The organism is Promicromonospora sp. NPDC050880 (assembly GCF_044456525.1).
Classification (GTDB): Bacteria; Actinomycetota; Actinomycetes; order Actinomycetales; family Cellulomonadaceae; genus Promicromonospora.
In genome coordinates this window covers 114,595-139,963 of sequence record NZ_JBITFV010000009.1, presented here as the reverse complement: position 1 = coordinate 139,963, position 25,369 = coordinate 114,595, and the positions used below count along the sequence as shown (strand labels likewise).

Annotated in this window: 15 protein-coding genes; 5 read left to right on the top strand and 10 right to left on the bottom strand. The window is 74.2% G+C overall.

The features are described 5' to 3' along the window. Positions 1-11 precede the first annotated feature (11 nt). The 5 genes from ACIBBF_RS16160 to fdxA form a co-directional block, all read right to left on the bottom strand. Positions 12-2,846 (bottom strand): FtsX-like permease family protein, encoded by a 2,835-nt coding sequence (locus ACIBBF_RS16160; protein ID WP_397415100.1) that lies wholly within the window; start codon positions 2,844-2,846, stop codon positions 12-14. After that, positions 2,846-6,094, bottom strand: coding sequence for an FtsX-like permease family protein (locus ACIBBF_RS16155; protein WP_397415097.1), 3,249 nt, complete (start codon positions 6,092-6,094; stop codon positions 2,846-2,848). The genes ACIBBF_RS16160 and ACIBBF_RS16155 overlap by 1 nt, the downstream gene beginning before the upstream one ends. Positions 6,095-6,259: 165 nt before the next feature. Beyond that, the gene (locus tag ACIBBF_RS16150) at positions 6,260-7,567 is read right to left on the bottom strand and encodes a citrate synthase (protein ID WP_397415095.1); all 1,308 of its coding nucleotides are present in this window, start codon (positions 7,565-7,567) and stop codon (positions 6,260-6,262) included. Between the two features lie 115 nt (positions 7,568-7,682). After that, positions 7,683-8,795, bottom strand: a complete 1,113-nt coding sequence (gene dapC / locus ACIBBF_RS16145) for a succinyldiaminopimelate transaminase (RefSeq protein ID WP_397415093.1) — start codon at positions 8,793-8,795, stop codon at positions 7,683-7,685. Between the two features lie 10 nt (positions 8,796-8,805). Beyond that, positions 8,806-9,123, bottom strand: coding sequence for a ferredoxin (gene fdxA, locus ACIBBF_RS16140; RefSeq protein ID WP_020017584.1), 318 nt, complete (start codon positions 9,121-9,123; stop codon positions 8,806-8,808). Between the two features lie 138 nt (positions 9,124-9,261). On the opposite strand from fdxA, the gene ACIBBF_RS16135 reads away from it, so the two are divergent. After that, a complete protein-coding gene (locus ACIBBF_RS16135; RefSeq protein WP_397415091.1) occupies positions 9,262-9,561 on the top strand; it encodes a DUF6725 family protein in 300 nt (99 codons plus the stop codon). 310 nt (positions 9,562-9,871) lie between these two features. Here ACIBBF_RS16135 and glgP read toward each other — a convergent pair whose 3' ends face one another. After that, entirely contained in the window at positions 9,872-12,448 is a 2,577-nt protein-coding gene (gene glgP, locus ACIBBF_RS16130; RefSeq protein WP_397415089.1) for an alpha-glucan family phosphorylase, read from the bottom strand. A gap of 133 nt (positions 12,449-12,581) precedes the next feature. Between glgP and ACIBBF_RS16125 the strand changes: the two genes are divergently transcribed. The 4 genes from ACIBBF_RS16125 to glgB all read left to right on the top strand — a co-directional run bounded on the left by ACIBBF_RS16125 (position 12,582) and on the right by glgB (position 20,624). After that, positions 12,582-14,687, top strand: a complete 2,106-nt coding sequence (locus tag ACIBBF_RS16125; protein ID WP_397415087.1) for a maltotransferase domain-containing protein — start codon at positions 12,582-12,584, stop codon at positions 14,685-14,687. Positions 14,688-14,797: 110 nt separating this feature from the next. Next, positions 14,798-16,621 (top strand): maltose alpha-D-glucosyltransferase, encoded by a 1,824-nt coding sequence (gene treS, locus ACIBBF_RS16120; protein WP_397415201.1) that lies wholly within the window; start codon positions 14,798-14,800, stop codon positions 16,619-16,621. After that, positions 16,618-18,102 carry an aminoglycoside phosphotransferase gene (locus ACIBBF_RS16115; RefSeq protein ID WP_397415084.1) on the top strand — a complete coding sequence of 495 codons (1,485 nt, stop codon included), beginning with the start codon at positions 16,618-16,620 and terminating at the stop codon, positions 18,100-18,102. Before treS ends, ACIBBF_RS16115 begins: the two co-directional genes overlap by 4 nt. A gap of 203 nt (positions 18,103-18,305) precedes the next feature. After that, positions 18,306-20,624 (top strand): 1,4-alpha-glucan branching protein GlgB, encoded by a 2,319-nt coding sequence (glgB, locus tag ACIBBF_RS16110; RefSeq protein ID WP_397415082.1) that lies wholly within the window; start codon positions 18,306-18,308, stop codon positions 20,622-20,624. Positions 20,625-20,685: 61 nt separating this feature from the next. On the opposite strand, the gene ACIBBF_RS16105 is transcribed toward glgB, so the two are convergent. The 4 genes from ACIBBF_RS16105 to ACIBBF_RS16090 form a co-directional block, all read right to left on the bottom strand. After that, positions 20,686-21,648: a tetratricopeptide repeat protein gene (locus ACIBBF_RS16105; protein WP_397415079.1), complete on the bottom strand. Its 963-nt coding sequence runs from the start codon at positions 21,646-21,648 to the stop codon at positions 20,686-20,688. A 140-nt stretch (positions 21,649-21,788) separates the two neighbouring features. Next, positions 21,789-22,757 carry a hypothetical protein gene (locus ACIBBF_RS16100; RefSeq protein WP_397415077.1) on the bottom strand — a complete coding sequence of 323 codons (969 nt, stop codon included), beginning with the start codon at positions 22,755-22,757 and terminating at the stop codon, positions 21,789-21,791. 95 nt (positions 22,758-22,852) lie between these two features. After that, positions 22,853-23,881 carry a hypothetical protein gene (locus ACIBBF_RS16095; protein ID WP_397415074.1) on the bottom strand — a complete coding sequence of 343 codons (1,029 nt, stop codon included), beginning with the start codon at positions 23,879-23,881 and terminating at the stop codon, positions 22,853-22,855. Further along, positions 23,878-25,335, bottom strand: coding sequence for a hypothetical protein (locus ACIBBF_RS16090; protein ID WP_397415072.1), 1,458 nt, complete (start codon positions 25,333-25,335; stop codon positions 23,878-23,880). The genes ACIBBF_RS16095 and ACIBBF_RS16090 overlap by 4 nt, the downstream gene beginning before the upstream one ends. Positions 25,336-25,369: the final 34 nt, after the last annotated feature.

Genomic DNA, 25,369 nt, shown 5'->3' with positions numbered 1-25,369 from the left:
CGTCTCCCTCCTCAGTCATTGCTTCCCATCCGGAGCTGGGCCGCCACCTCGCCGCGCCGGCCGAGCGCGGCGGCGACACCGACCGCGGCCAGCACGGCGACAAGGAAGCCCGCGGCCGCCGCGCCGAGCAGCACCGGGTCGTACTCCGGCCTCGGCTGGGTCACCCCGCCGGTCAGGGCGGTGACGTCCACCGCCGCCAGCACGAGCGACGGCACCGCCACCCCGAGCACCGCGCCCACCAGGAGCGCGATCACGGCCCACGGCCCGATCTCCCACCCCACGAGCCCGCGCCCCTGGCGCGACGACATGCCGAGCGTCTGCAGCACGGCGAGCAACCGGGCCCGCGCCGGGGCCGCGAGCATCAGGGTCATCACGACCGCGGCCACGCAGAGCAGGGCCGCCAGCACCACGGCCAGCACGAACGCGGCCACCAGCCCGGCCGAGACCGGGGCCGCGCGCAGGGCGTCGGCCTCCTGGTCCGGGTCCTCGACCACTGCCGACGGCAGCAGCCGCGAGATCTCGGCGGTCACGGCCGCGCGGTCGGCGTCGTCGGACAGGCCGACCAGCGCGAGGCGGGCGAAGGAGCTGTCGCCGGTGCCCAGCTCCAGACGCTCGGTGTCGGCGAGCACCAGCGCGCGGCCGGCGGGCAGGCCGGGCAGCTCGTCGACCACGTCGACCACCACGACGGGCACGCTCCCCTCCTGGGTCGCCAGCGTGATCCCCGTGGTCCCCGGGGCGACGCCGGGGCCGGCGGCACCGCGGGTGAGGATGACGGGTACCGCTGCGTCCGGGCCGTCCGGCCCGGTGAGCGCCGCGAGCGTCTCAGGACTGCCCGCGACGTCCTGCTGGACCTGCGCGAGCCGTTCCGCGTCCACCGTGTACACCCGCGCGCGGGGCGCCGACCCCTCGCCCTGCAGCACGGCGTCGCCCACGTCGGCGACCGGGGTGACCGCGTCGACGCCGTCGAGCGCGGCGATCTGGCCGGCGCCGCTCTCGTCGACGATGGGCCCGGAGACCCGCAGGTCGGCCCCGGTCGCGCTCCACGCCTCGCGGACGATGCCACCCGACACGGTGGAGTACAGCACCGCCGAGGTGGCGGCGACCGCCACGGCCAGCACGAGGGCGACCGCCGGCACCGGCCCGCCCGCCGGGTCGCGCGTGGCTCGTGCCGCGCCCAGGAACGGGACCAGGTCGCGACGCGGCGCGAGCGCCCGCTCGACCGCGAGGGCCAGCCACGGGTAGGCCCGCACCGCGAGCAGGGTCAGCGCGAGGGACACCAGCAGCGGGGCCGCCGCGACCAGCGGGTCGACGCCGGAGCCGCCGCCTGCTCCCGCGACGACGCCCCGGGACAGCAGCAGCCAGCTGGCCAGCACGGCCCCGGCGACCACGAGCAGCTCCAGCACCCAGCGCACCCGGCTGCGGGAGCGCGGCGCGAGATCGCTCCGGGTCGGGCGCAGGCCCGCGGGCGAGGTCGCCAGCGCAAGGGCGAGCGCGGGGGCGAGTCCCGCCGCGAGCGCGAGCCCCACCTGGCTCACCGTGACGGGCGAGGTCACGCCCGCGGCCGTCGTGACGGCCAGCCCGGCCGCGAACCCGAGGGCGGCGCAGCCGAGACCCACGACGAGCCCCTCGCCGCCCATGAGCAGACGGAGCTGCGTGCCGGAGGCGCCGCGCGCCCGCAGCAGGGCGAGCGCCGGGCGCCGCCGGTCCACGACGAGGCGCGCCCCCAGGGCGAGCACGGCGAGCGTGGCCCCGAGCGGCCCGACGGCGAGGACGGCCACGATGGCGTCGACGCCGGTGCGCTGCGCGAGCAGGCGCTCCAGGATCTCGCCCAGCCGGCTCGCGGGCCGCAGCTGGAGGGGCGCCGGGTCGTCCGGACCGGCCGGCACGAGGAACGTCTGCGCCGACTGGCCGTTGACCTGCGCCAGGAGCTCCGGCACGGCGGCGGCGGTCACGCCGTCGGTGTCCACCGGGTACCACACCCGGGTCTCGGCCATGCCGAGCGTGACCGGTGTGATCATGGCCGGGTTCACGTAGGCCGTGGCCGTGCCGAGCAGCCCGCGGTTGGGGTCGGCGACGACCGAGGCACGGGCCGCGAGGGCGTGGTGCAGCCAGTAGTCGGCGTCCGGGTCGCCGGTCTCGAAGATGCCCGTCACCACGAGCGACGGGTAGCGGTCGGCCAGGGCGACCACACCGACGCCGGCGAGGTTGTCGTACCGGCCGCCCAGCTCCCAGCCGTAGGTGTCGGCCACGGCGCGCGAGACCGCCACCTCGACCGGCGGGGCCGGGCGGGTGGGCTGTCCCAGGGGCTGGTCCTCGCCGTCGACGACGGGTTCCGCGGTGGCGGCCGGCCAGCGTCCCTCGACGAGCTCGGCGTGCTGGTCCACGTCGGTGGCGGCGCGGAGGAAGACCTTGGCCTCGGCCAGCTCCGACCGGGGCACCGGGCGGGTGTAGGCGGGGTCCGTCGAGGTGACGTGGAAGCGCGGGGCCCCCATCGCCGAACGCAACGGCTCGGGCGTCTCGGCACGCACCGCGTCCAGGTTCTCGGTGAAGGGCGCCCAGTCCGGCTCGTCCGGCACACCGGACCCGGCCTGGCCCGGGTCGTAGAACATGCCGCTCATCGGCTGACCGGGGACGGCCCCGACCACGGAGATCACGTCACGCGCCGGTCCCGACGCCGCGGCCGTCTCGTAGACCACCTGGTCGGCGTGCATCGCCGAGACGGCCCGGGGTGCCGTCGAGAGCACACCCGCCGCGAGGAACGCGACCAGGCCGAGCGTCGCCGTCGCGCCCCAGGAGGTGCGTAGCTGGCGCCGCGCGAGCAGGCCCAGCCCGGACAGTGCCCCCATCAGCGGACCTCCTCGCGGTAGGTGGTGTCACGAGCCTGTGCGGCCACGCGCGCGCCCACGCCGGTGGCGACCAGCACGAGCCCGGCCACGGCGGCCGCCAGCACCAGACCGGTCCCGGTCGTCTCGAGGACGAACCGGGCGGGCGGGGCCGTGCCGATGCCGGTGAGGGTCGCGGCGGCGAGGCCCCCGGCCAGCAGGCGCGCCACGGCCCAGCCCGCGACGGCGCCCACGACGAGCGCCGCCAGGCCGACCGTCACCAGCTCCGTGACCCGCGACCGGGCCTGGGCGACGGGACCGAGCCCGACGGCACGCAGCACGACCACCTCACCACGCCGCTCGCGCAGGGTGGCGACGGCCACCGCGAGCACGCCGGCCAGGGCCAGCACCGTCGCACCGGCGGCAGCGAGCCAGAACGAGACGCGCACCGGTACGGCCGCGTCCGCGGCCCCGGAACCGGGGGTCAGGACGCCGGGCTGCTCGCGGCCCGCGGACCTGCCCGCCTCGGCCGTCGCCTCGTCGGCCAGTCGGGTCACGGCGGCCGCGGGTGCGGGGCCGCCCGGCGGTCCGGCGGCGAGCCAGACCTCGCTGGTCAGCAGCGGGTCGCTCACGTCGCGCACGAGCAGGGTGGCCAGCGCACCTCGGTCCAGCAGCGCGGCGTACAGGTCGAGCGCCCCGGGCACCGTGCCCGCCGACGCCGCCGCGACCACCGGCAGCCGCGTGCCGCCCAGGGTCAGCTCGAACGTGTCCCCCGGCGCGATGCCCAGCGTGTCCGTCAGGGAGGTCGAGGCGAGCAGGGGCACCGGCCCGGGATCAGGCGTGGTCAGGAGGCGCAGGCGGCTCGCGCCGGTCGCGGCGCCGCCGAGCGGCATGGTCAGCTCCGCGGTCCCGGGCGGCGCGTCCGGGCTCAGCTCCAGGCCCGCACCGTCGAGGGTCTCCGACGGCGTCCATGCGGCGTCCGCCACGGGTGTCCCGTCCGCCACCAGGCCGGCCACCGACAGGGTCAGCTCCGCCGCGGACCAGCCGGGCCGGGTGTCCAGGTCCAGGCCGGCCACCCGCCACGCCTGCCCCGCGGGCGCGGGCGGGACGTCGCCGGTCAGCGCGTGCTCGGTCTCGGCCTCGCCCAGGGTGCCGGCGGTCCCGTCGCCCGCGGTCAGCTGCCCGAGCGGGACCGTGGCGAGCGTCCCGTCGGGCGTGGCGAGCACGAGCGCCGCGTCGAGCTCGTGCGGCGGTCCGGGCTGCTCGGTCCAGCCGTCGAGCGGCCGGATGCTGCCGCGCACGGTGAGGGTGACGTCGCGGACGCCGTCCGGCAGGGCCGGTGCGTCGGCGAAGGCGTCGGTCGACAGGTTTGTGGCCAGCCGCTGCACGTCGAGCACGTCGCCCGGAGCCCGGACCACCTGCGGCAACGCGGCGGCGGGCAGCGCGAGCAGGGTGACCGGCTTGCTGTCGGCGTACGCGGTGGCGGACAGCGCGGGCGCCGACGCGACGGCCGAGTCACCGGGGCCCGAGCCACCCGGCAGGTACGGCACGGCGTCGAGACGGCCGCTCTCCGGCGCGGTCACGCGCACGTCGGCACCGACCGCCAGCACGTCGACGTCGGCGCGCAGGCGTTCGGCGGTCCCCGTGTACCCGCCGGCCAGGCCGGCCGACCCGCCGGCCAGGACGAGCAGGACCACGGGCACCACGTAGACCACGATCCGCCGGGCCACCTGCCACGCGGCCAGCGGGCCGACGACGCCCCGCGACCGCCCCGCCAGACCGGCCCACAGCCGCGTGGCGGGTCCGAGCACCGCCATCGCCACCACCGCGAGCGCGGCCAGGACGAGGGCCGGGGCGGCGGCCGCGGCCGGATCGGTGGTCGCGCCGCCGGGGGTCGTGACCAGCGGGGACCCGTACCGCAGAAGCTGCGTCAGGCTCACCGCGGCAGCGGCCACCGTCAGCACGACCGTGCCCAGGGCGGCCACCTGACGTACCCGGCCCGACCGGTCGGTCACCTGCCGCCGCACCGCCGCCTGGGCCTGGAGCGCCGCGACGAGCACGAGCACCAGCGACGCCGCGACCGCCACGACCAGGGCGACGACCAGCGGCGTCGCCAGGGAGACCGCCGCACCGGCGTCCGCCCGGGCCACGAGCAGCAGGGCCGCCCACGCGGCCGCGCCGCCCGCCGCCGCGGCGGTCAGCGCCAGCAGCACGCCCTCGACGGCCGCGGCCGCCGTGACCGTGCCCGGCGCGGCCCCGCGGGAGACGAGCAACGACACCTCGCCCTCGCGGGTGGCGGCCAGGAGCCGCGCGACCTGCACCAGGGCCACCAGCCCGACGAGCGCCAGCAGGCACAGCGGCACCAGGGCGACGGCGTCCGCCGCGCGCAGGGCGTCCGCGAGGTCGGTGGCCGTCACCTCCAGGGTGCCCGCGACGGTCAGCCCACGGGGCGCGACGTCGGAGTCCTCGCCCAGGACGCCCTGTGCCTGGCCGGTGAGCCGCGCCAGGGCGGGCAGGTGCGCGGGGGTGAGCGCGGCGACGTCGGGCACCACGGTCCAGCGCGCGAACGGGTCGGTGCCCAGCTCCGCGACGACCTGCTCGCTCACCACGACGGGACCGGGGTAGGCCCCGTCCGTCCCGGTGAGCACGGTGGGGTCGCCGAGCCAGACGGCGTCGTCCGGGTCGGTCACGCGCCACGTCGCCGCGACGGTGACGGGCGTGCCGGTGGCCGTCGGCTCGTCCGGGTCGACACCCACGCGCAGCGTGTCCCCGACGGCCAGCCCGGCGGCCCGTGCGGCGTCCGCCTGCACCGCCGCCTCGTCCGCCGCGACGGGCCAGGCGCCGTCGACCAGCGTGACGCCGTCGGCGCCCGCACCGGCGAGGGCGGCGTCCCGGGTGGCGGCGGGCAGCAACGCGAGCGACCAGCGGCCCAGGTCCCGGCCGTCGGCGCCCCGCGTGTACTGGGGCTCGGTCCGCACGTCGTAGGCGACGTGGTGCGGCACGCCCTCCAGCAGGCCGGCGAGCACCTCCCGGACGCGGGCGTCCTGCGCGGCCGCCTCGTCGTCGTCCGCGAGACGGGTGGAGAGCTGGAGCGCACGACCGGACGGCTCGGCGGCCAGCAGCCCGTCGCGGGCGCTCGCGGTGGCGGCGGCCTGCGTCCAGCCGACCGTCACGCCCAGCGCCCCGGTCAGCACCGCGACCAGCAGCCAGACGAGCGCGAGCAGCCCGCGGTGCGCCGTCGACCGGCGGGCTAGGAGGGTGGCTCGACTCACGGGCCCAAACTAGCCGGGGCCGGTGACACGGACGACGAAAAAGCCGGCGCCGCGGGCAACGATCAGGTCACGCCGGCCACGACGCGGGCCCCCGTCCGGCGAGGACGTCCCGGGACACAGCGGTCCCGGGACTTCCTCGCCTGGCGGGGGCCCGGAAGAGGCGGACTAGCGCGACGCCACCGGCACGTACGGACGCTCCGTGGCACCCGTGTAGACCTGGCGCGGGCGGCCGATCTTGGTCTGCGGGTCCTTGATCATCTCGCGCCACTGGGCGATCCAGCCGGGCATGCGGCCCAGCGCGAACAGCGGCGTGAACATCGCCGGCTCGAAGCCCATGGCCTTGTAGATGAGGCCCGTGTAGAAGTCGACGTTCGGGTAGAGCTTGCGCTCCACGAAGTAGTCGTCCGAGAGGGCGATCTCCTCCAGGCCGCGCGCGATGTCCAGCAGCTCGTCCTTGGCGCCGAGCTTGTCGAGCACCTCGTCGGCCGACTTCTTCACGATCGCGGCGCGCGGGTCGTAGGACTTGTACACGCGGTGGCCGAAGCCCATCAGGCGCACGCCGTCCTGCTTGTTCTTGACCTTGTTCATGAAGGTCTCGACGGTCTCGCCGCCCGAGCGGATCTTCTCCAGCATGGTCAGCACGGCCTCGTTGGCCCCGCCGTGCGCCGGGCCCGACAGGGCGTTGACGCCCGCGGCCACCGACGCGTACAGCGTCGCGTTCGAGGAGCCGACCACGCGCACCGTGGACGTGGAGCAGTTCTGCTCGTGGTCCGCGTGCAGCACCAGCAGCTTCTCCAGCGCGTCCACGACCACCGGGTCGGCCTCGTAGGCCTCGTACGGCGTCGCGAACGTCATCCGCAGGAAGTCCTCGACGTAGCCCCGCGAGTAGTCCGGGTACAGCAGCGGCTCGCCCACGCGGCGCCGGTGCAGGTAGGACGTGATGGTCCGGGTCTTGGCCAGCAGCAGCACGGTGGCCAGGTCGACCTGCTCGTCGTCGGTCGGGTCGAGCGACTCCGGGTAGAACGTGGACAGGGCGTTCACCGCGGAGGCCAGCACCGCCATCGGGTGCGCGTTGCGAGGGAACGTTCCCATGAACGTACGGAAGTCCTCGTGCACCAGGGTGTGCCGGTTGACCCGCTCGGTGAAGGAGTCCAGGTCGGCCGCGCTCGGCAGCTCGCCGTAGATGAGCAGGTACGCGACCTCGAGGAAGGTCGAGCCCGAGGCGAGCTGGTCGATGGGGTACCCGCGGTAGCGCAGGATGCCGGCGTCACCGTCGATGTAGGTGATCGTCGACTCGCACGACGCCGTGTTCATGAAACCCGGATCGACCGTGACCAGGCCCGTGTCCTTGAGCAGCGACGACACCACGATGCCGTCGTTGCCCTCGCTCGCGGCGACGACAGGCAGGGGGTGAGTGGTTCCGTTGACGGCGAGCTCGACGCGGCTCGAGCCGTCCACCGGTGTGGAGGTCATGTCTTCCTTCCTGAAGAGCGCACGAGGGACACTGCGGCGAAGAAAGCAGTCGGGGCAGCGTCGACCTGGGGCCACGACAGTATCGTGCCCAGCTCTCGTTTTTCCAATCCGTCGGTCAAGCCTGTGTGAGGCGCGACACAGCATCGGCAATCTGCGCGTCAGTCGAGGTCAGTGCCACGCGCGTGTGCCGGTCGTCGCCGTAGAGGTACCCGGGCGTGGTGAGGAGGCCACGCTCCGCGAACCATTGTGCGACCTGGAGCCCGGATCGGCCGTCCGGGGCGGCCACCCACAGGTACAGGCCGGCCTCCGAGTCGTCGACGACGAGCCCCGCCGCGACGACGGCCGCGGCCAGCGCCTCCCGCCGGGCCCCGTAGAGGTCGCGCTGAACGGCGACGTGCTCGTCGTCCGACAGGGCCGCCGTCATCGCGGCCTGCACCGGGGCGGGCACGATGAGACCCAGGTGCTTGCGGGTCTGCGTGAGATCGGTCACCAGGGCACGGTCGCCCGCCAGGAACGCCGCCCGGTAGCCCGCGATGTTGGACTGCTTGGACAGGGAGTACGCCGCCAGCAGACCCTCGTGCGATCCCCCGCACACGCGCGGGTCCAGGATCGACGGGACGCTGCCCGACGGCGTGTCCCACGCCAGCTCGGCATAGCACTCGTCCGAGACGACCACGGCGCCGATCGCCCGCGCCGCCTCGACCACGGCGCGCAGCGCCGCGACGTCGAGCACGCGGCCCGTCGGGTTGCCGGGTGAGTTGACCCACACCATGCGCACGTCGTCGCGGCCCGCCCAGTCGGCCACGTCGTGGGCTGCGAGCGGCGTGGCGCCGGCGGCCCGGATGCCCGCCACGTAGGTCGGGTAGGCCACGGCCGGGTGCACCACCACGTCACCGGGACCCAGGTGCAGCAGGGCGGGCAGCAGGCCCACGAGCTCCTTGGAGCCGATGGTCGGTACCACGGCGGCGGGGTCGAGGTCCGGCACGCCACGGCGCCGGGCGAACCAGTCCGCGACCGACTGCCGCAGCGCCGGCGTCCCCGCCGTCAGCGGGTAGCCCGGCGCGTTCGACGCCGCCTCCAGCGCATGCCGCACGACGTCCGGCGTCGGGTCCACGGGCGTGCCCATGGAGAGGTTGATCAGGCCGCCGGGGTGGGCCTTCGCCGTCGCCGTGAGGTCGTCGAGCGAGTCCCAGGCGAAGGGCAGGTCGGAGATGTCGTGCAGGCCCATGCGTGCGAGGTCAGGCCTGCGGCGGGAGGGCCGCGATCATCGGGTCGTCCTTCTCGATGACGCCCATCTTCGCGGCGCCGCCGGGCGAACCCAGGTCGTCGAAGAACTCCACGTTCGCGCGGTAGTAGTCCTTCCACTCGTCGGGGACGTCGTCCTCGTAGTAGATGGCCTCGACCGGGCACACCGGCTCGCAGGCGCCGCAGTCCACGCACTCGTCCGGGTGGATGTAGAGGGAGCGGCTGCCCTCGTAGATGCAGTCCACGGGACACTCCTCGATGCACGCCCGGTCCTTGACGTCGACGCACGGCTGAGCGATCACGTAGGTCACTTCGAGGGTGTCCTTCCACTTCCGGACTGGGGGGCATGCACTGCGCGGGCCGCGTGGGCGGCCCTGCCGCGCGATCCTAGTATCTCCCGGGAGACCCGCAGATCCCGACCGGTCTCACGCAGCGGAAAGAGAACGCACGTGACATTCGCTACACCGCCGGACGCCGCGGGTGGCTGGCGCGCCCTGCGACCCGGTACGCGGGTGGTGGTCCGACGCCGCCTCACGCCCGACGGACCGGTCGTCTCCGACGGCGGCTCGGCCCACCGCTGGACCGACCTGATCGGCTTCGTCGTCGAGGTCTCGGACGCGGGGCTGCGCCTGCGCACCGACCCGGTACCCGGGCGCGCCGAACCGACGGAGGTGGAGGTGGCCGCGGCGGAGATAGCAGCCGCCAAGCCGATCCCCCCGCGGCCCACCCGCCGCCCGCGGAAAACCTGACCTCGGTCACATGCCCGCGAATCGGATCGACTTCGGTCCCTTGCCTCGAGTTCGGTCAATCAGGGGACCGATCTGGAGGCAGGCGACCGAAGTCGAGTCCCGAGGCCGAGCAGCTGACCGAAGCAGCAGCCTCGTGGCCAAGCAACTGACCGAAGCAGCGGCCCCGTGGCCTAGCAGCTGACCGAAGTAACAGCCTCGTGGCCTAGCAGCTGACCGAAGCCACAGCCCCGTAGCCAAGCAACTGACCGAAGCCACAGCCCCGAGGCCGAGCTGACCGAAGCAGCGGCCCCATGGCCCAAGCCCTCGCCGCTCAGGCGTTGGCCACCAGCCCCAGCTCCGCGACGCTCGTCAGGTGCCGGTGCCTCGGCACGATGCGCACCGTGTAGCCGAAGGGGCCCGACGTCTCCAGCTCGACCTCGCCGCCGAACGCGTGCCGCCCGGCCTCGTAGGACTCGGCGAGGGCCAGGGGCTCGGCGGTGAACTCGTCGATCACGTCGGCCTCGGTCACCCGCCCGTGGACCACCTGCACGTCCACGTCGTCGGGCGACAGGGAGCCGAGCGAGACGTACGCCCGCACCGTGAGGCGGTCGCCCACCCGGACGGCCTCGCCGATGCCCGCCGACTCGACGTGGTCCACGCGCACCTGCGACCACGAGCCGCGCACGTGGGCCTTCCAGCCCGCGAGGTCCTTGGCGGCGGCGAACCCGTCGGCGGCGAGCGCCCGGCCCGCCTCGGCGGCCGGGGCGTACAGCCCGTGCACGTACTCCGAGACCATGCGCGTGGCCTGGACCTTGGGGCCCAGGGTGGCCAGCGTGTGCCGCACCATCTCCAGCCAGCGGCCCGGCACGCCGTCGGTGCGGTCGTAGAAGGCGGGCGCCACCTGCGACTCCACGAGGTCGTACAGCGCGGCGGCCTCCAGGTCGTCGCGGCGGTCGGCGTCCTCGACGCCGTCGGCCGTGGGGATGCCCCAGCCGTTCTCGCCGTCGTACCACTCGGCCCACCAGCCGTCCTCGATGGAGAGGTTCAGCCCGCCGTTGAGCGCCGACTTCATGCCGGACGTGCCCGACGCCTCCAGGGGCCGCAGCGGGTTGTTCAGCCAGACGTCGCAGCCCGGGTACAGCGACTGCGCCATGCCGATGTCGTAGTTCGGCAGGAAGACGATGCGGTGCCGCACCTCGGGGTCGTCGGCGAACCGGACGAGCTGCTGGATGAGCCGCTTGCCCGAGTCGTCGGCCGGGTGCGACTTGCCGGCCACGATGAGCTGGACCGGGCGCTCGGGGTGCAGCAGGAGCGCCTTGAGCCGCTCCGGGTCGCGCAGCATGAGCGTGAGCCGCTTGTACGTGGGCACACGGCGGGCGAAGCCGATGGTGAGCACGTCGGGCGACAGCACGTCGTCGACCCAGCCGAGCTCGGCCGGGGACGCCCCGCGCTCGCGCCAGGACTTGCGCACCCGGCGCCGCGCCTCGGCCACGAGCTCAGCGCGCATCTCACCGCGCAGGGCCCACAGCTCGGCGTCGGACACGCGGCCCGCGTCCAGCCAGCCGCCCGACGCCTCGGGCGCCGTGATCTCGTCCAGGCCCAGCCGCTCCGCCTCGACGGCGGCCAGCCGCGGCGCCACCCAGGTGGGCGAGTGCACGCCGTTGGTGACGGACGTGATCGGCACCTCGCGCGCGTCGAACCCGGGCCACAGGCCCTCGAACATCTCGCGGGAGACCTGGCCGTGCAGCAGCGAGACGCCGTTCGCGCGACCGCCCAGCCGCAGGCCCATCACGGCCATGTTGAACACGGTGGGGTCGCCGCCGTCGTAGTCCTCCGAGCCGAGCGCGAGCACGGTCTGGGCCGGCACGCCGGGCATCTCGTTGTCGCCGCCGAAGTACGCGCTGACCAGCTCCTTGGGGAACCGGTCGATGCCTGCCGGCACCGGCGTGTGCGTGGTGAAGACCGTGGCCGCGCGGACCGCCTCGTGGGCCTCGCCGACGCTGAGCCCGGCACCGACCAGCTCGCGGATCCGCTCGACCCCGAGGAAGCCGGCGTGGCCCTCGTTGGTGTGGTACACCTCCGGCTCGGGCGCCCCCGTCAGGCGCGACCAGGCACGCAGCGCGCGCACGCCGCCCACGCCGAGCAGGAGCTCCTGCTGCAGGCGGTGCTCGCCGCCGCCGCCGTACAGGCGGTCGGTCACCTTGCGGGCCGCGTCGTCGTTCTCGGGCACGTTCGAGTCGAGCAGCAGCAGCGGCACCCGGCCGACGGCGGCCACCCAGACGTGCGCGTGGAGCGTGCGGCCCCCGGGCAGGTCGAGCGAGACGACGGCGGGCGTGCCGTCGTCCTCGCGCAGCACCGCGAGCGGCAGACCGTCCGGGTCGAGCAGCGGGTAGGTCTCCACCTGCCAGGCGTCCCGGGTGAGCGACTGCCGGAAGTACCCGGCGCCGTACAGCAGGCCCACGCCCACGATGGGCACGCCCATGTCGGACGCGCTCTTGAGGTGGTCGCCCGCCAGGATGCCCAGACCGCCGGAGTACTGCGGCAGCACCGAGGTGATGCCGAACTCGGGCGAGAAGTAGGCGATCGCCCGCGGCAGCCCGGCGCCCGAGGGCTGCTGCTGGTACCACCGCGGGTCGTGCAGGTAGCGGTGCAGGTCGTCGGACGCCGCGCGCACGCGGCCCGTGAACTCCTCGGAGGCCGCGAGCGCCTCCAGCCGCTCGGAGCCGAGGGCCGCGAGCAGCGCCACGGGATCCCCGCGGACGTCGGACCAGAGGTCCGGGTCGATGCTCGCGAACAGCTCGCGCGTGGGCGCGTGCCAGGACCAGCGGAGGTTCTGGGCCAGCTCGTCGAGCGCCGCGAGCTGCTCGGGGAGGACCGTGCGGACGGTGAATCTGCGGATCGCTCTCACCGGCAGAACACTACGCACTCCTCGGGGCGAGCACACCTGTTGCCGAGGGCTTCACCGACCCGTCCGACGACGTTCACCGGACCTCGGCGTGCCCCGCAGGCGAGTCACCCGGACCGGTCGATAGCGTGGTCCGGTGAGCCCGCACACGCGTCCCGGCCGGATCGGCCGCATCCCCGTCCTCGAGGTCGCCCCTGTCGTCGAGGCGGGCCGCTGGCCTGCGAAGGCGGTGGTCGGCGAGGTGGTCCCGGTCGAGGCCACGGTCTTCCGCGAGGGGCACGACGCCGTGTCCGCCACCGCCGTGCTCGTCGCCCCCGACGGGTCGGACCACTCGTGGGCGCCGATGGCCGACGTCGCGCCCGGGCTCGACCGGTTCCGCGGGGAGGTGCAGCCCGACGCCGAGGGTGACTGGACCTTCCGCGTCGAGGCGTGGTCGGACCCGTACGCCACGTGGGTGCACGACGCCGGGATCAAGATCGGCGCGGGCATCGACGTGGACCTGATGCTGGCCGAGGGCGTGCGCCTGTTCGAGCGCATCTGCCGGGACGTCCCGAAGGACCCGCTGGTCGGACCCGGCCGCACGACCCGCGACGCCCGGGCGCTCGCCGCGGCCCGCCGTGCGCTGTCCGACGCCACGCGGCCGGCCGAGGCCCGGTTCGCCGCCGCCACCGCTCCCGAGGTGACCACCGCGCTGCGGCGCGCGCCCCTGCGCGAGCTGGTCTCGGCGTCCGAGGCGTACCCGCTGCGGGTGTCGCGGCAGCTCGCGCTCGCGGGCTCCTGGTACGAGATGTTCCCGCGCTCCGAGGGGGCGTACCAGAAGAAGGACGGCACGTGGGTGTCGGGCACGTTCGCGACGGCGGCCGAGCGGCTGCCGGCTATCGCGGCGATGGGCTTCGACGTCGTGTACCTGACGCCGGTCTCCCCCATCGGCACCACGTTCCGCAAGGGCCGCAACAACACGCTGGAGGCGCAGCCGGGCGACCCGGGCAGCCCGTACGCGATCGGCTCGGCGGACGGCGGGCACGACGCCATCCACCCCGACCTGGGCACCGAGGACGACTTCCGGGCGTTCGTCGCCGCCGCCCGGGCGGAGGGCCTGGAGGTGGCGCTCGACATCGCGCTGCAGTGCTCCCCCGACCACCCGTGGGTGACCGAGCACCCGGAGTGGTTCGTGGTGCGGGCCGACGGGTCGATCGCGTACGCGGAGAACCCGCCCAAGAAGTACCAGGACATCTACCCGCTCAGCTTCGACACGGACCCCGAGGGCCTGTACCAGGCGGTGCTGGACGTGATCCGCACGTGGATCGACCGGGGGGTCACGCTGTTCCGCGTCGACAACCCGCACACCAAGCCGCTGGACTTCTGGGAGTGGCTGCTGGCGCAGGTGCACGCGACCAACCCCGAGGTCATCTTCCTCTCGGAGGCGTTCACCAGGCCGGCGATGATGCTGACGCTGGCCCGGATCGGGTTCCACCAGTCGTACACGTACTTCACCTGGCGCAACACGAAGGAGGAGGTGGAGGAGTACCTGGCCGAGGTGAGCGGTCCGGCCGGCTCGGTGCTGCGCCCCTCCTTCTGGCCCACCACGCACGACATCCTGCCGCCCTACCTGACCCACGGCGGGGTGGCGGCCTTCGCCGCGCGGGCCGTCCTGGCCGCGACCGGCTCGCCGACCTGGGGCATCTACTCGGGCTACGAGCTCGTGGAGAGCACCCCCCGCCCCGGCGTCGAGGAGCAGATCGACAACGAGAAGTACGAGTACCGCCCCCGCGACTGGGCCCGCGCCGACGAGTACGGGATCGCCCTGCTGCTCGGCGAGCTGAACGCCATCCGCCGTGCGCACCCCGCGCTGCGGCAGCTGCGCAACCTGACCGTCCACCCCACCACGAACGGGCAGGTGGTCGCGTACTCGCGCCGGATCTCGGCCGATCACGCGTCGGGCGCGACAGCGACGCCCCCGGGCCGCACCATGGGTACCGGGGGCAACGGTCGACGTGCCCCGCGACACGACGACGTGATCGTGGTCGTGCTGAACCTGGACCCCCGGAACGCACAGGAGTCAGTAGTGCATCTGGACCTCTCCGCCCTCGGCCTCAGTGCACCCGAGGGCGATGACAACGCCCCGTTCTTCGTGGCCCACGACCTGCTCTCGGGCGAGACCTACGGCTGGGGCGCCCATCCCTGGGTCCGGCTCGACCCGCAGGTCCGGGTGGCCCACGTCCTCCAGGTGGGGCCGGCATGACGACGTTCGGGCCGGGAGGCCCCGCCGTCGGGCCGCCGGAGCACTCCGGTGAGCAGGCCGCGCTGCCGGCCGAGCAGCCTGCTGCCCGGCCGCAGCCCGAGCGGCCCAGCATGCCCAACCCGCCGTCCGTCCCGGTGCCCGTCCAGGCGCTGCCGCCACGCCGGCAGCCGCGGCTCGACGCGCGCCGCAAGGGCCTCGTCGACGACCCCGAGTGGTACAAGAAGGCCGTCTTCTACGAGGTCATGATCCGCTCGTTCTCCGACTCCGGGGACAACGGCACGGGCGACCTGCGGGGCCTGGTCGAACGCCTGGACTACCTGGAGTGGCTGGGCGTCGACTGCCTCTGGCTGCCCCCGTTCTTCCCGTCCCCGCTGCGCGACGGCGGGTACGACGTCGCCGACTTCACCGCCGTCGCACCGCAGTACGGCACGATCTCGGACTTCAGCGACCTGGTCGCCGCGGCGCACGAGCGCGGCATCCGCGTGGTGATCGACCTGGTCATGAACCACACCAGCGACGCCCACCCGTGGTTCCAGGCCTCGCGGGCCGACCCCGAGGGCCCGTACGGCGACTTCTACGTCTGGAGCGACGACCCGACGCGGTACGAGGACGCGCGCATCATCTTCGTCGACACCGAGACGTCGAACTGGACGTTCGACCCGGTGCGCCGGCAGTACTTCTGGCACCGGTTCTTCAACCACCAGCCCGACCTCAACTTCGAGAACCCGCGCGTGGGCGAGGCGATGCTCGACGTCGCGCGGTTCTGGCTGCAGCTCGGCGTGGACGGCTTCCGGCTCGACGCCGTGCCGTACCTGTTCGAGGAGGAGGGCACCAACAGCGAGAACCTGCCCGAGACGCACCGGTTCCTGCGCCGGGTCCGGCGCATGGTCGACACGGAGTTCCCGGGCCGGATCCTCCTGGCCGAGGCCAACCAGTGGCCCGCGGACGTGGTGGAGTACTTCGGCACGGAGGACGATCCCGAGTGCCACATGTGCTTCCACTTCCCGGTGATGCCGCGCATCTTCTACGCGATCCGCGACCAGCGGGCCCGCCAGCTCCTGGAGATCCTCGCGGACACCCCGGCCATCCCGCCGCACGCGCAGTGGAGCACGTTCCTGCGCAACCACGACGAGCTCACGCTGGAGATGGTGTCGACGGAGGAACGCGCCAGCATGTACGGCTGGTACGCCCCCGACCCCCGGATGCGCGCCAACGTGGGCATCCGGCGGCGGCTCGCGCCGCTGCTCGACAACTCCCGCAAGGAGATCGAGCTGGCCAACGCCCTCCTGCTGTCGCTGCCGGGCACGCCGTGCCTGTACTACGGCGACGAGATCGGCATGGGCGACAACATCTGGCTGCCCGACCGCGATGCGGTGCGCACCCCGATGCAGTGGACGCCGGACCGCAACGCCGGCTTCTCCACCGCCGACCCGGGCAAGCTCTACCTGCCGCTGATCCAGTCGCTGGTGCACCACTACCAGCACACCAACGTCGAGGCCCAGCTCGCGCAGCCCACGTCGCTGCTGCACTGGATGCACAACATGCTGGCCTTCCGCCGGCTGCACCCCACGTTCGGCACGGGCGACTTCACGGCGCTGGACTGCAACGACGAGTCGGTCATCGCGTTCACCCGCTCCTCGGCGGAGGAGACCCTGCTGATCGCCGCGAACCTGTCGGCCACCGCCCGCTCCTCCACCATCAAGCTCCCCGGGTACGCGGGCTGGACGCTCACCGACGTGTTCGGCGGGGCCGGGTTCCCGTGCGTGGGTGACGACGGCGTGCTGACGATGACGTGGGGCGCCCGCGACTTCTACTGGCTCGTGCTGGCCCCGCCGGCACCGGCACAGGCGGCGCCCGCGGAACGGGCGACCCCGGCGGATCAGCCGGCCCCGGCAGGCCAGGCGGAGACCGGCGGGCAGGCGCGAGAGGTGTGAGCCCGGCGCGCCCCGTCCACGTCTCCCCCGGAGCCGCGCACCTCGCCCCGGAGGTGCTGCGGCTGCTCGACACGTGGCTGCCCCGGCAGCGGTGGTACCCCGTGCCCGCCGAGGGCGTGGTGCACGAGCCGTGGCTCACCGTCACCTTCGCGGGGGTGGCCGACGTCGTGGTCGCGCTGCTGCGGCTGGCGGGGCCCGGGCTCGCGACCGGCGACGAGTCGCTCGTCGTCCAGGTCCCGCTCGTGCTGACCCCGACGGCGGAGCCCGAGGCCGACACCGCCGACACCGAGGCGGCCGGGCTGATCGGCACCGTGACCACGGCGTCGGGCACGGCCACCGTGCACGACGGCGGCGTGCACCCCGCGGCCTGGCACGCCTACTTCACCGCCGCGCTGCCCGCCGCGTGCGAACCAGAGGACTGCGCGGAGCTGCGCGGGGCGCGGCGCATCTCCGGGGAGCAGTCGAACACGTCGGTCGTGCTGCCGGCCCTGCCGCACGCGACGGGCCGGGGCGGCATGCTCAAGATCCTGCGGACGGTCGCGCTCGGCCCGCACCCCGACGTCGTGATCCCCGAGGCTCTGACGCGGGCCGGCTGGGACGGTGTGCCCCGGTTCCTCGGGGCGGTGCCGCTACCGGTACCCGCCGGCCAGGGCGGCACCGGCACGGCCTCCGGCGACCCGGCCCCCGCGCCGCTCGCCCACCTCGCCGTGCTGTCCGAGCTCGTCCACGACGCGACCGACGGGTTCGAGCTGGCCTGCGCGTACGCGGCACGCGACGAGGACTTCGGGGAGCGTGCGGCCGAGCTCGGCGCGGTCGTCGCACACCTGCACACGACGCTGCGCGAGGCGCTCGGCCCGGGGCCGGCGCTCGAACCGGCGGGCTTCATGGGCGTGCTGCGCCGCCGGGCCGCCGAGGCGTTCGCGGACGTGCCGGACCTGGCCCCGCAGCGCGCGGGCGTCACCGCCCTGTACGACGCCGTGAGCGCCCGGCTGGCCGCCGTCGGCGAGCGCGCCGGGAGCATCGTGCGGCTCCAGTCCATCCACGGCGACCTGCACCTCGGCCAGGCCCTGTACTCGCCCGACGGCTGGAAGGTGCTCGACTTCGAGGGCGAGCCGCAGCGCCCCGTGGCCGAGCGCACCGCGCCCGACCTGCCCCTGCGCGACGTCGCGGGGATGCTGCGCTCCCTCGACTACGCGGGCGCCGTCGGCCGGGCCACCGACCCGCAGTGGGTGTCCCACGCCCAGATCGGCTTCCTCGAGGGGTACCGGCAGGCCAGCGGCGAGGCGCACGAGGGCACGGTCCGCCCGGTGCCCGGTGCCGCGACGTCGGGCAGCGAGCTCGACGTCGCCACCGCCGAGCTGCTCCTGCGCGCCCTGACCGTGGACAAGGCGCTCTACGAGGTGGTCTACGAGTTCCGGCACCGGCCCGCCTGGATGCACATCCCGCTGGCGGCAGTGGAACGCGTCCTGCAGGACCGTTGACTTCGGTTGGTTGCGCCGCGCAGACACCTGACTTCGGTCGGTTGCGCCGAGATCGGTCAATCAAATGACCGATCTCAGCGCAACCGACCGAAGTCGAACCAGCCGCTGTGCACGAGACCGAAGCCAACCGCCCACTCGGGCCGTGCGTCTCATGAACCTGTGACGTGTCGCACGCCGGGCACCTGGCATGGAAAGGTAAACCCATGGCTGACCTGCCCGACGTCGACCTCGAGCTCCTGACCGCCATCGCGTCCGGGACCCACCACGACCCGCACACCGTGCTCGGCCCGCACCTGCTCGACGGCCCGTGGGCCGTCGTGCGCGCGCTGCGCCCGCTCGCGGACGAGGTCGTGGTGACCACACCGGACGGCGAGGTGTCCGCGACCCACCAGGGCGCGGGGGTCTGGGCCGCCGTCGTCCCGGCCGCCGAGGAGCCGGACGGGTCCCGGCACGCCCCCGACTACCGCATCCGCACCCGCTCGGGCACGGACACGTGGGTGTCCGACGATCCCTACCGGTTCCTGCCCACGCTGGGCGAGGTCGATCTGCACCTGATCGGCGAGGGCCGCCACGAGCAGCTCTGGCAGGTGCTCGGCGCCAACCTGCACCGCTACCCGAGCGCGGACGGCGACATCGCGGGCGTCGCGTTCGCCGTCTGGGCACCGAACGCGCGCGGCGTGCGGCTCGTGGGCGACCACAACGGCTGGGGCGGCACGCACCCCATGCGGTCGCTGGGTTCCACGGGCGTCTGGGAGCTGTTCGTCCCGGACGTCGGCCCCGGCCTGCGGTACAAGTTCGAGATCCTGGGGGCCGACGGCGTCTGGCGCGCCAAGGCGGACCCGCTGGCCAAGGCGACGGAGCACCCGCCCGCCACCGCGAGCGTGGTCACGTCCTCGACGCACGAGTGGCACGACGACGCGTGGCTCGCCGCCCGGGCCGCCACCGACCCGCACTCCGCGCCCCTGAGCGTGTACGAGGTGCACCTGGGTTCCTGGCGTCCCGGCCTCGGCTACCGGGAGCTGGCGGAGCAGCTCGCGACCTACGTCACGGAGCAGGGCTTCACGCACGTGGAGCTGCTGCCCGTCGCGGAGCACCCGTACGGCGGCTCGTGGGGCTACCAGGTCACCAGCTACTACGCGCCGACCTCACGGTTCGGCTCGCCCGACGACTTCCGGTACCTCGTCGACCGGCTCCACCAGGCGGGGATCGGCGTCATCCTGGACTGGGTGCCCGCGCACTTCCCGCGCGACGAGTTCGCCCTGGCCCGGTTCGACGGCGGGCCCCTGTACGAGCACCCCGACCCCCGGCGCGGTGAGCAGCAGGACTGGGGCACGCTGATCTTCGACTTCGGCCGCCGCGAGGTGCGCAACTTCCTGGTGGCGAACGCGACCTACTGGTTCGAGGAGTTCCACGCCGACGCGCTGCGCGTGGACGCCGTCGCCTCCATGCTCTACCTCGACTACTCCCGCAAGGAGGGCGAGTGGACGCCCAACGTGCACGGCGGGCGGGAGAACCTGGAGGCCATCGCGTTCCTGCAGGAGGCGAACGCGACCGCGTACCGGCGCACGCCCGGCGTCATGATGATCGCCGAGGAGTCCACGGCCTTTCCGCAGGTCACCGGGCCGACCTCCAGCGGCGGCCTGGGGTTCGGCCTGAAGTGGAACATGGGCTGGATGAACGACACCCTCCGCTACCTGGCCGAGGACCCGTACAACCGCCGCTACCACCACGGCGAGCTCACCTTCTCCCTCGTGTACGCGTACACGGAGCAGTTCGTGCTGCCGATCAGCCACGACGAGGTGGTGCACGGCAAGGGGTCGCTGCTGCGCAAGATGCCTGGCGACCGGTGGCAGCAGCTCGCGGGCGTGCGGTCGTTCCTGACCTACCAGTGGACGCACCCCGGCAAGCAGCTCCTGTTCATGGGGTGCGAGTTCGCGCAGGACACCGAGTGGGCCGAGTCGGAGGGCCTGCGCTGGGACCTGCTCGGCGACGCCGGGCACGCGGGCGTGCAGCACGTGGTCCGGGACCTGAACGCGCTCTACCGTGCGACACCCGCGCTGTGGGAGCTCGACTTCGACCCGGCGGGCTTCGAGTGGCTGGAGTCCGACGACGCCGACCACAACGTGCTCGCCTACGTGCGCCGGTCCCGGTCCGGCGACCCGGTGGTGGTGGTCGTGAACTTCGCGGGCATCCCGCACGAGGGGTACCGCCTGCCGCTGCCGGACGTGCCGCGCCCGGCCGGCCCCGGGCCAGGAGCCGTCGAGGCCCTGCCGCCCGCCGAGCCGGTCGAGACGTCGGTCCGCCCGTCGCCGACGCCGCTGGTCGACATCGTCGGCGACGCGGACGAGGGCCACGTGTGGCTCGAGGTGCTGAACACCGACGCGACCGTCTACGGCGGTTCGGGCGTGGGCAACATGGGCCGCGTCCGGGCGGAGCGGGTGCCGCACCACGGCCGACGCTGGTCGGCCGAGATCCGCGTCCCCCCGCTGGGCGCTCTCATCCTGACCCCAGAACCTCGTTGAGTGCGGGATATTCGCCCTTCTGACCCGAACAGAAGGGCGAATGTCCCGCACTCAACGGTCGTCAGTACAGGCTGATGGCCAGGCGCTTGCGGGCCTTGCTCACGCGCGGGTCCGTGGTGCCGGCCACCTCGAAGAGCTCCAGCAGGCGGACCCGGATCTTCTCCTTGCCGTCGGCGTCGGCGCCCGGGAGCAGGTCCAGCAGGCGGGCGAACGCGTCGTCGACCTTGCCGCCCAGCATGTCCATGTCGGCGACGGCGAGCGCCGCGTCGACGTCGGCCGGGGCGTCCGCCGCGGCCTTCCGGACCGCTGCGAGGTCGGCGTCGTGGGTGCGCTGCATGAGGTGCACCTGCGCCAGGCCCGCGGTCGCGTCGGTGTCCTTCGGGTCCTGCCGGAGCGCCTTCTCGTAGGCGGCCGCCGCGGCACCGAGGTCGTCACGCTCGATGGCGTCGTACGCCTCCTGGTGCAGGGGCGGCAGCGGCTTCTCCGGCTCGGGCTCCGGCTCGCCGTTCGCGGCCGCCGCACCGGGCGCCCGGCCGGTGACGCCGTTCTGCTCGGCGGCGGCCAGCACCTGGTCCAGCACGCCGCGGATCTGCTGCTCGTCGGCGGCGCCCTGGAACAGCGGCAGGGGCTGCCCCTGCAGCACCGCGACGACCGTGGGCACGCCCTGCACCTGGAACGCCGCGGCGACCTGCGGGGACGCCTGCGCGTCGACGCGGCCGAGCAGGAACCGGCCGCCGTACTCCTGCGCGAGGCGGCCGAGCGTCGCACCGAGGTCGGCGTTCGCCTGGTCGGTCGGGATCCACAGCAGGATCACCACCGGGTAGGTGGCCGAGTCGCGGACGAGCTGCTCGAAGTTCGCCTCGCTCACGTCCACGACGAAGCCGCCGGCTTCGGGCGCACCGCCGGGCTCGCCGGGCGGCGGCGCCTGGGGACGGTTGAGGGCGGACAGGTCGACCGCGCCGCGCACCGCGAACTCGGGCTGCGCGCTCCGGGCGGGACCGGGCTGAGGGGTGGCACTGCTCATGGGCGCAATCCTAATGAACGGCGCGCGACTCACCCGCCGACTCCGCTCTGGGCGATCACTCGCCGGTCACCCCGGCGCGCCGGCAGCCCGGGGCGGGTTGTCCGGGACCGGGCGGTCCGCCCACAGCCGACGCCCGGAGGTCAGCCTCCCGAGACGGCGTAGGGCACGCGGTGGAAGCCGAGCAGGCTCACCGTGGCGGCCGATCCGGCCGGCGGCACGTACCACGCCACGGTGTAGTGGTAGGAGGTCTTCAGGACGTCGTTCCCGGCGCCGCCGCCCCACAGCGCGGCGGCCGACGACGAGACGGGTGCGAGCTGCCAGCCTTCCTCGGCCCGGAGCGTCTCCTGACCCCGGAGCGCGGCCAGCACCATGGCGCCGCCGTCGACGGTCCGGACCGCCTTGACCGCGCCCTCGACCGGCTCGAACGCGGTGCTGAACCGGCCCTCGCCGTCCTGCTCCTCGATCTGGGCGACCTGCTCGCGGCCGTCTTCGCGCAGCCGCTGCCGGAGTGCGTCGTCCGCGGCGAAGGTGCCCGCGTGCTTCGACCGGTCCCCGACCGTCAGCACGGACGCGTACTGGCCTGCCACGACGCCGGGCGGCACCAGGAGGCTCGTGTCGTCCGCCGGGACGGTGGCGCTGCCGAAGCCTGGCTCGGCGAACCGCGGCATGGTCACCAGGGACGCCAGCTGGACGTAGGCCCACAGCTTGTACTGGTCGCGGGCGCCGGCCTGCTCGAAGGCCATGAGCACGGGCGTCGTCCGGGCGTCGGGCTGCTCCGTGACGGCGAAGCTGCTGCGGGGCCACCCCTGGTCCGAGGGCAGGATCACCTGCTGCATCTGCATCGACAGGTCGGTCAGGCCGCGGGGATCGTCGGCCGCGTCGGCGACCTTCAGCTCGGCCTCGCGCATCGTGAGCGCGGGTCCGGTCAGGCGCGAGGCCAGCGGAGCACCACCCTGCCCGGCGCCCTCCAGGACGGTCGCGACGCTCTGGAGGATCTCGCGTTCCTGCGGCTCGCTGACCACCGCCGCGACCACCGGCGCCTCGGGTTCCGGGACGGGCGGCTCGGCCGAGCAGCCGGCGAGCAACGCCACCGTCGTACCGATCCCCATCAGGGCGATGACTGCCCGCGAACGTGCTCCGGAACGCAGCAAGGGTGGCCTCCGTGGATTCACGGGGGCCACCCTAGCGGCGGGTGCCGAGACGGTCAGCCGTTCGAGACCGACATCGGCACGTGCTCGTAACCGACCAGGCTGATCTGGTCGTCCGAGCCCTTCGGCGGCACGTACATCGCCACCATGTCCTGGTAGTTCACCTCGACGACGTTGGTCACGTCGGCGTCGCCCCACAGGGCCTGGGTGGTCTTGGTCGGCGGGCCGATCTCGCAGCCCTCCTCCTTCGCGGTGATGGTCTCCTTGCTGATCATCGCCGCCATGACGAGCGCGCCGCCGTCCGCCGTGCGGACGGACTTGACCGGGTCCTTCGTGGGCTCGTACGCGACCTCGAAGGCGCCCTTGCACTCCTCCTTGTTGATCGCGTCGACCTGCAGCTTGCCGTAGTCCCGGAAGAACTGGCGCAGGTCGTCGTCCGCGAAGTTGCCCGCGTACTTGGAGTCCTTGTCGACGGTGAGCACCGACGCGTACTGCTTGATCGCGTCCGTCGGCGTCGTCTTGAGGCTCTCGTCGTCCGCCGCGACCGCGGCGCTGCCCAGGTCCGCCTCCGCGAAACGCGGCATGGTGACGCCCGGCAGCAGGCGGACCCAGCCCCACAGCTTGTACTGGTCGCGGGCGCTCGCCTGCTCGAAGGTCATGAGCACGGGGGTGGTCAGGTCCTTGGGCTGCACCGTGATGGCGAAGCTGTTGCGCGGCCACTCCTGGTCGGACGGCAGGATCACCTGCTGCATCTGCATCGACAGGTCCGTGAGCGGTTCCTGGTCCTTGCGGGCCGCGGCCACCTTGAGCTGCGTCTCGCGGATGTCGAGCGCCGGACCGGACAGGCGGCCGGCGAGGTCCTCGGCCTGGCTGGACTTGGTCACCTTCTCGACGACACCCGCCACCTTGTCCAGGATCTCGCGCTCCTGCGCCTGCGTGACGACGGCCGCGGCGACCGGCGCCTCCGGCTTCGGGGTGGGCAGCTCCTCGGCGCAGCCGGTGAGCAGGCCGGCGACGGCAAGGGCCGCGACCACGGCCGCGGATCGGGTTCGTACCTTGTGCGTGCGGCTGGTCGTGCGGCTCATCGGTTGCCTCCGTCGTCGGACCCGGTGACTCCCCAGGTCTGGCGCCATGCGGCAGCACGGCTGTTCGGTGTCTGCTGTTCCTCGGGCTCGGGCTCGGGCTCCGGCGCGGCCGCGGGCACGGCGGGCATCGCACCCGTCGCCGCCCGGCGCTGCGCCTGCTCCCGCATGCGCATCTCACGCCGCGTCATCGGCCGGCCCGACGCCGTCTGCTCGGTCGCCTCGGGCGCCGCGGGAGCCTGCTCCGGGGCGACCCCGCCGAGCGACGCGGGCTGGACCGGCGCCGCAGCGGGAGCGCTGCCCGGCTGTGCCCGCCGGCTGCGCCGCAGGCCGCGGATCGAGGCGGCCGGCGCCGCGACGGGTTCCGGCGCGGGCGGCGGCGTGATCGGCGCTGCTCCCCCGGCCCCGCCGAACGGGGCGGGCGGACCCCAGGCCGGGGCCGGTTCGGGCTCGGTCTGCGGTGCGGCGGGCTCCGGCGCGCCACGCCCCGGCCGGAGCCGGCGCGCCGGCGAGAACCCGGCCGCACCGCTCCCGACCGGCTCCGGGGCAGCGGGCGGGAACGTCGCCGTGTGCTCCTGCGCCGGTTCTCCCGAGGCGGGCGGGAAGACGCTGGTGCCGCCGGCGGCGGGATCGGGCTGCGCGGGCGGGAATCCACCCGGCTCGGCGCCGTGCGTGCCCGGCTGCTCGCCGTCCACGCCGAAGACGTCGCGGCGCGGCAGGTCGGAGTCGGGCGTGCGGGTACGGACCGTCGAGGGCGTCCGGCCCTTGCTCGCCTTCTTGCTCTTGCTCTTGCCACCCTTGCCGCGGCGCGCGCCGATGGCCATGAAGATGCCCAGGATCAGGGCGAAGCCACCGCCGAGCACGCCGGGCCACAGGTAGGGGGTGGTCACCGGACGCGGCCAGGTCAGCTCGAGCGTCGGTGCCACGGCGTCCTTGCCGACGCCGGCCGCCAGCAGCACGACGCGGCCCGGCTCCTCGGTCCAGCGCATCGAGACGGTGGTCTCGCCGCTCACCTCGGACAGCCACATGTCCGACCCGGCGGGGTCGGGGCCGGTGCTCGGCTTCTCGGCCGGGGCCTCGTCGGCCGGGGCCTCGGACTCGCCGTCCGCTGCCTCGTCGGTGGCGGGGCCGGTGCCCGGGACGACGCTCAGCGTCTCCCAGGACGACAGGCCGGTCACCGAGTCGTAGGGGTCGGTGCCGACCCAGCCGAGCACGTCGACGTCGGACCCGAGCGCGAGCGTGACCTTCTGTCCTTCGGGCACGGTGGCCCGCACGGTCACCTGGTCGTCGACGAGCCCCAGCACACCGGGCTCCGTCACGACCATGGTTCCGTCACCGCTGGGGGTCGCGGTCGCGACGACGGTGTCGGACTCGCGCAGGACGGTCGCCGTCGCGACCCCGTAACCGATCCCGCCGAGGCCGGCGAGGATCAGGAGAGTCGCCAGAAAGCGTTGCACCACCGATTCCCTTCGAATTTTGGGCGCGTGCCCG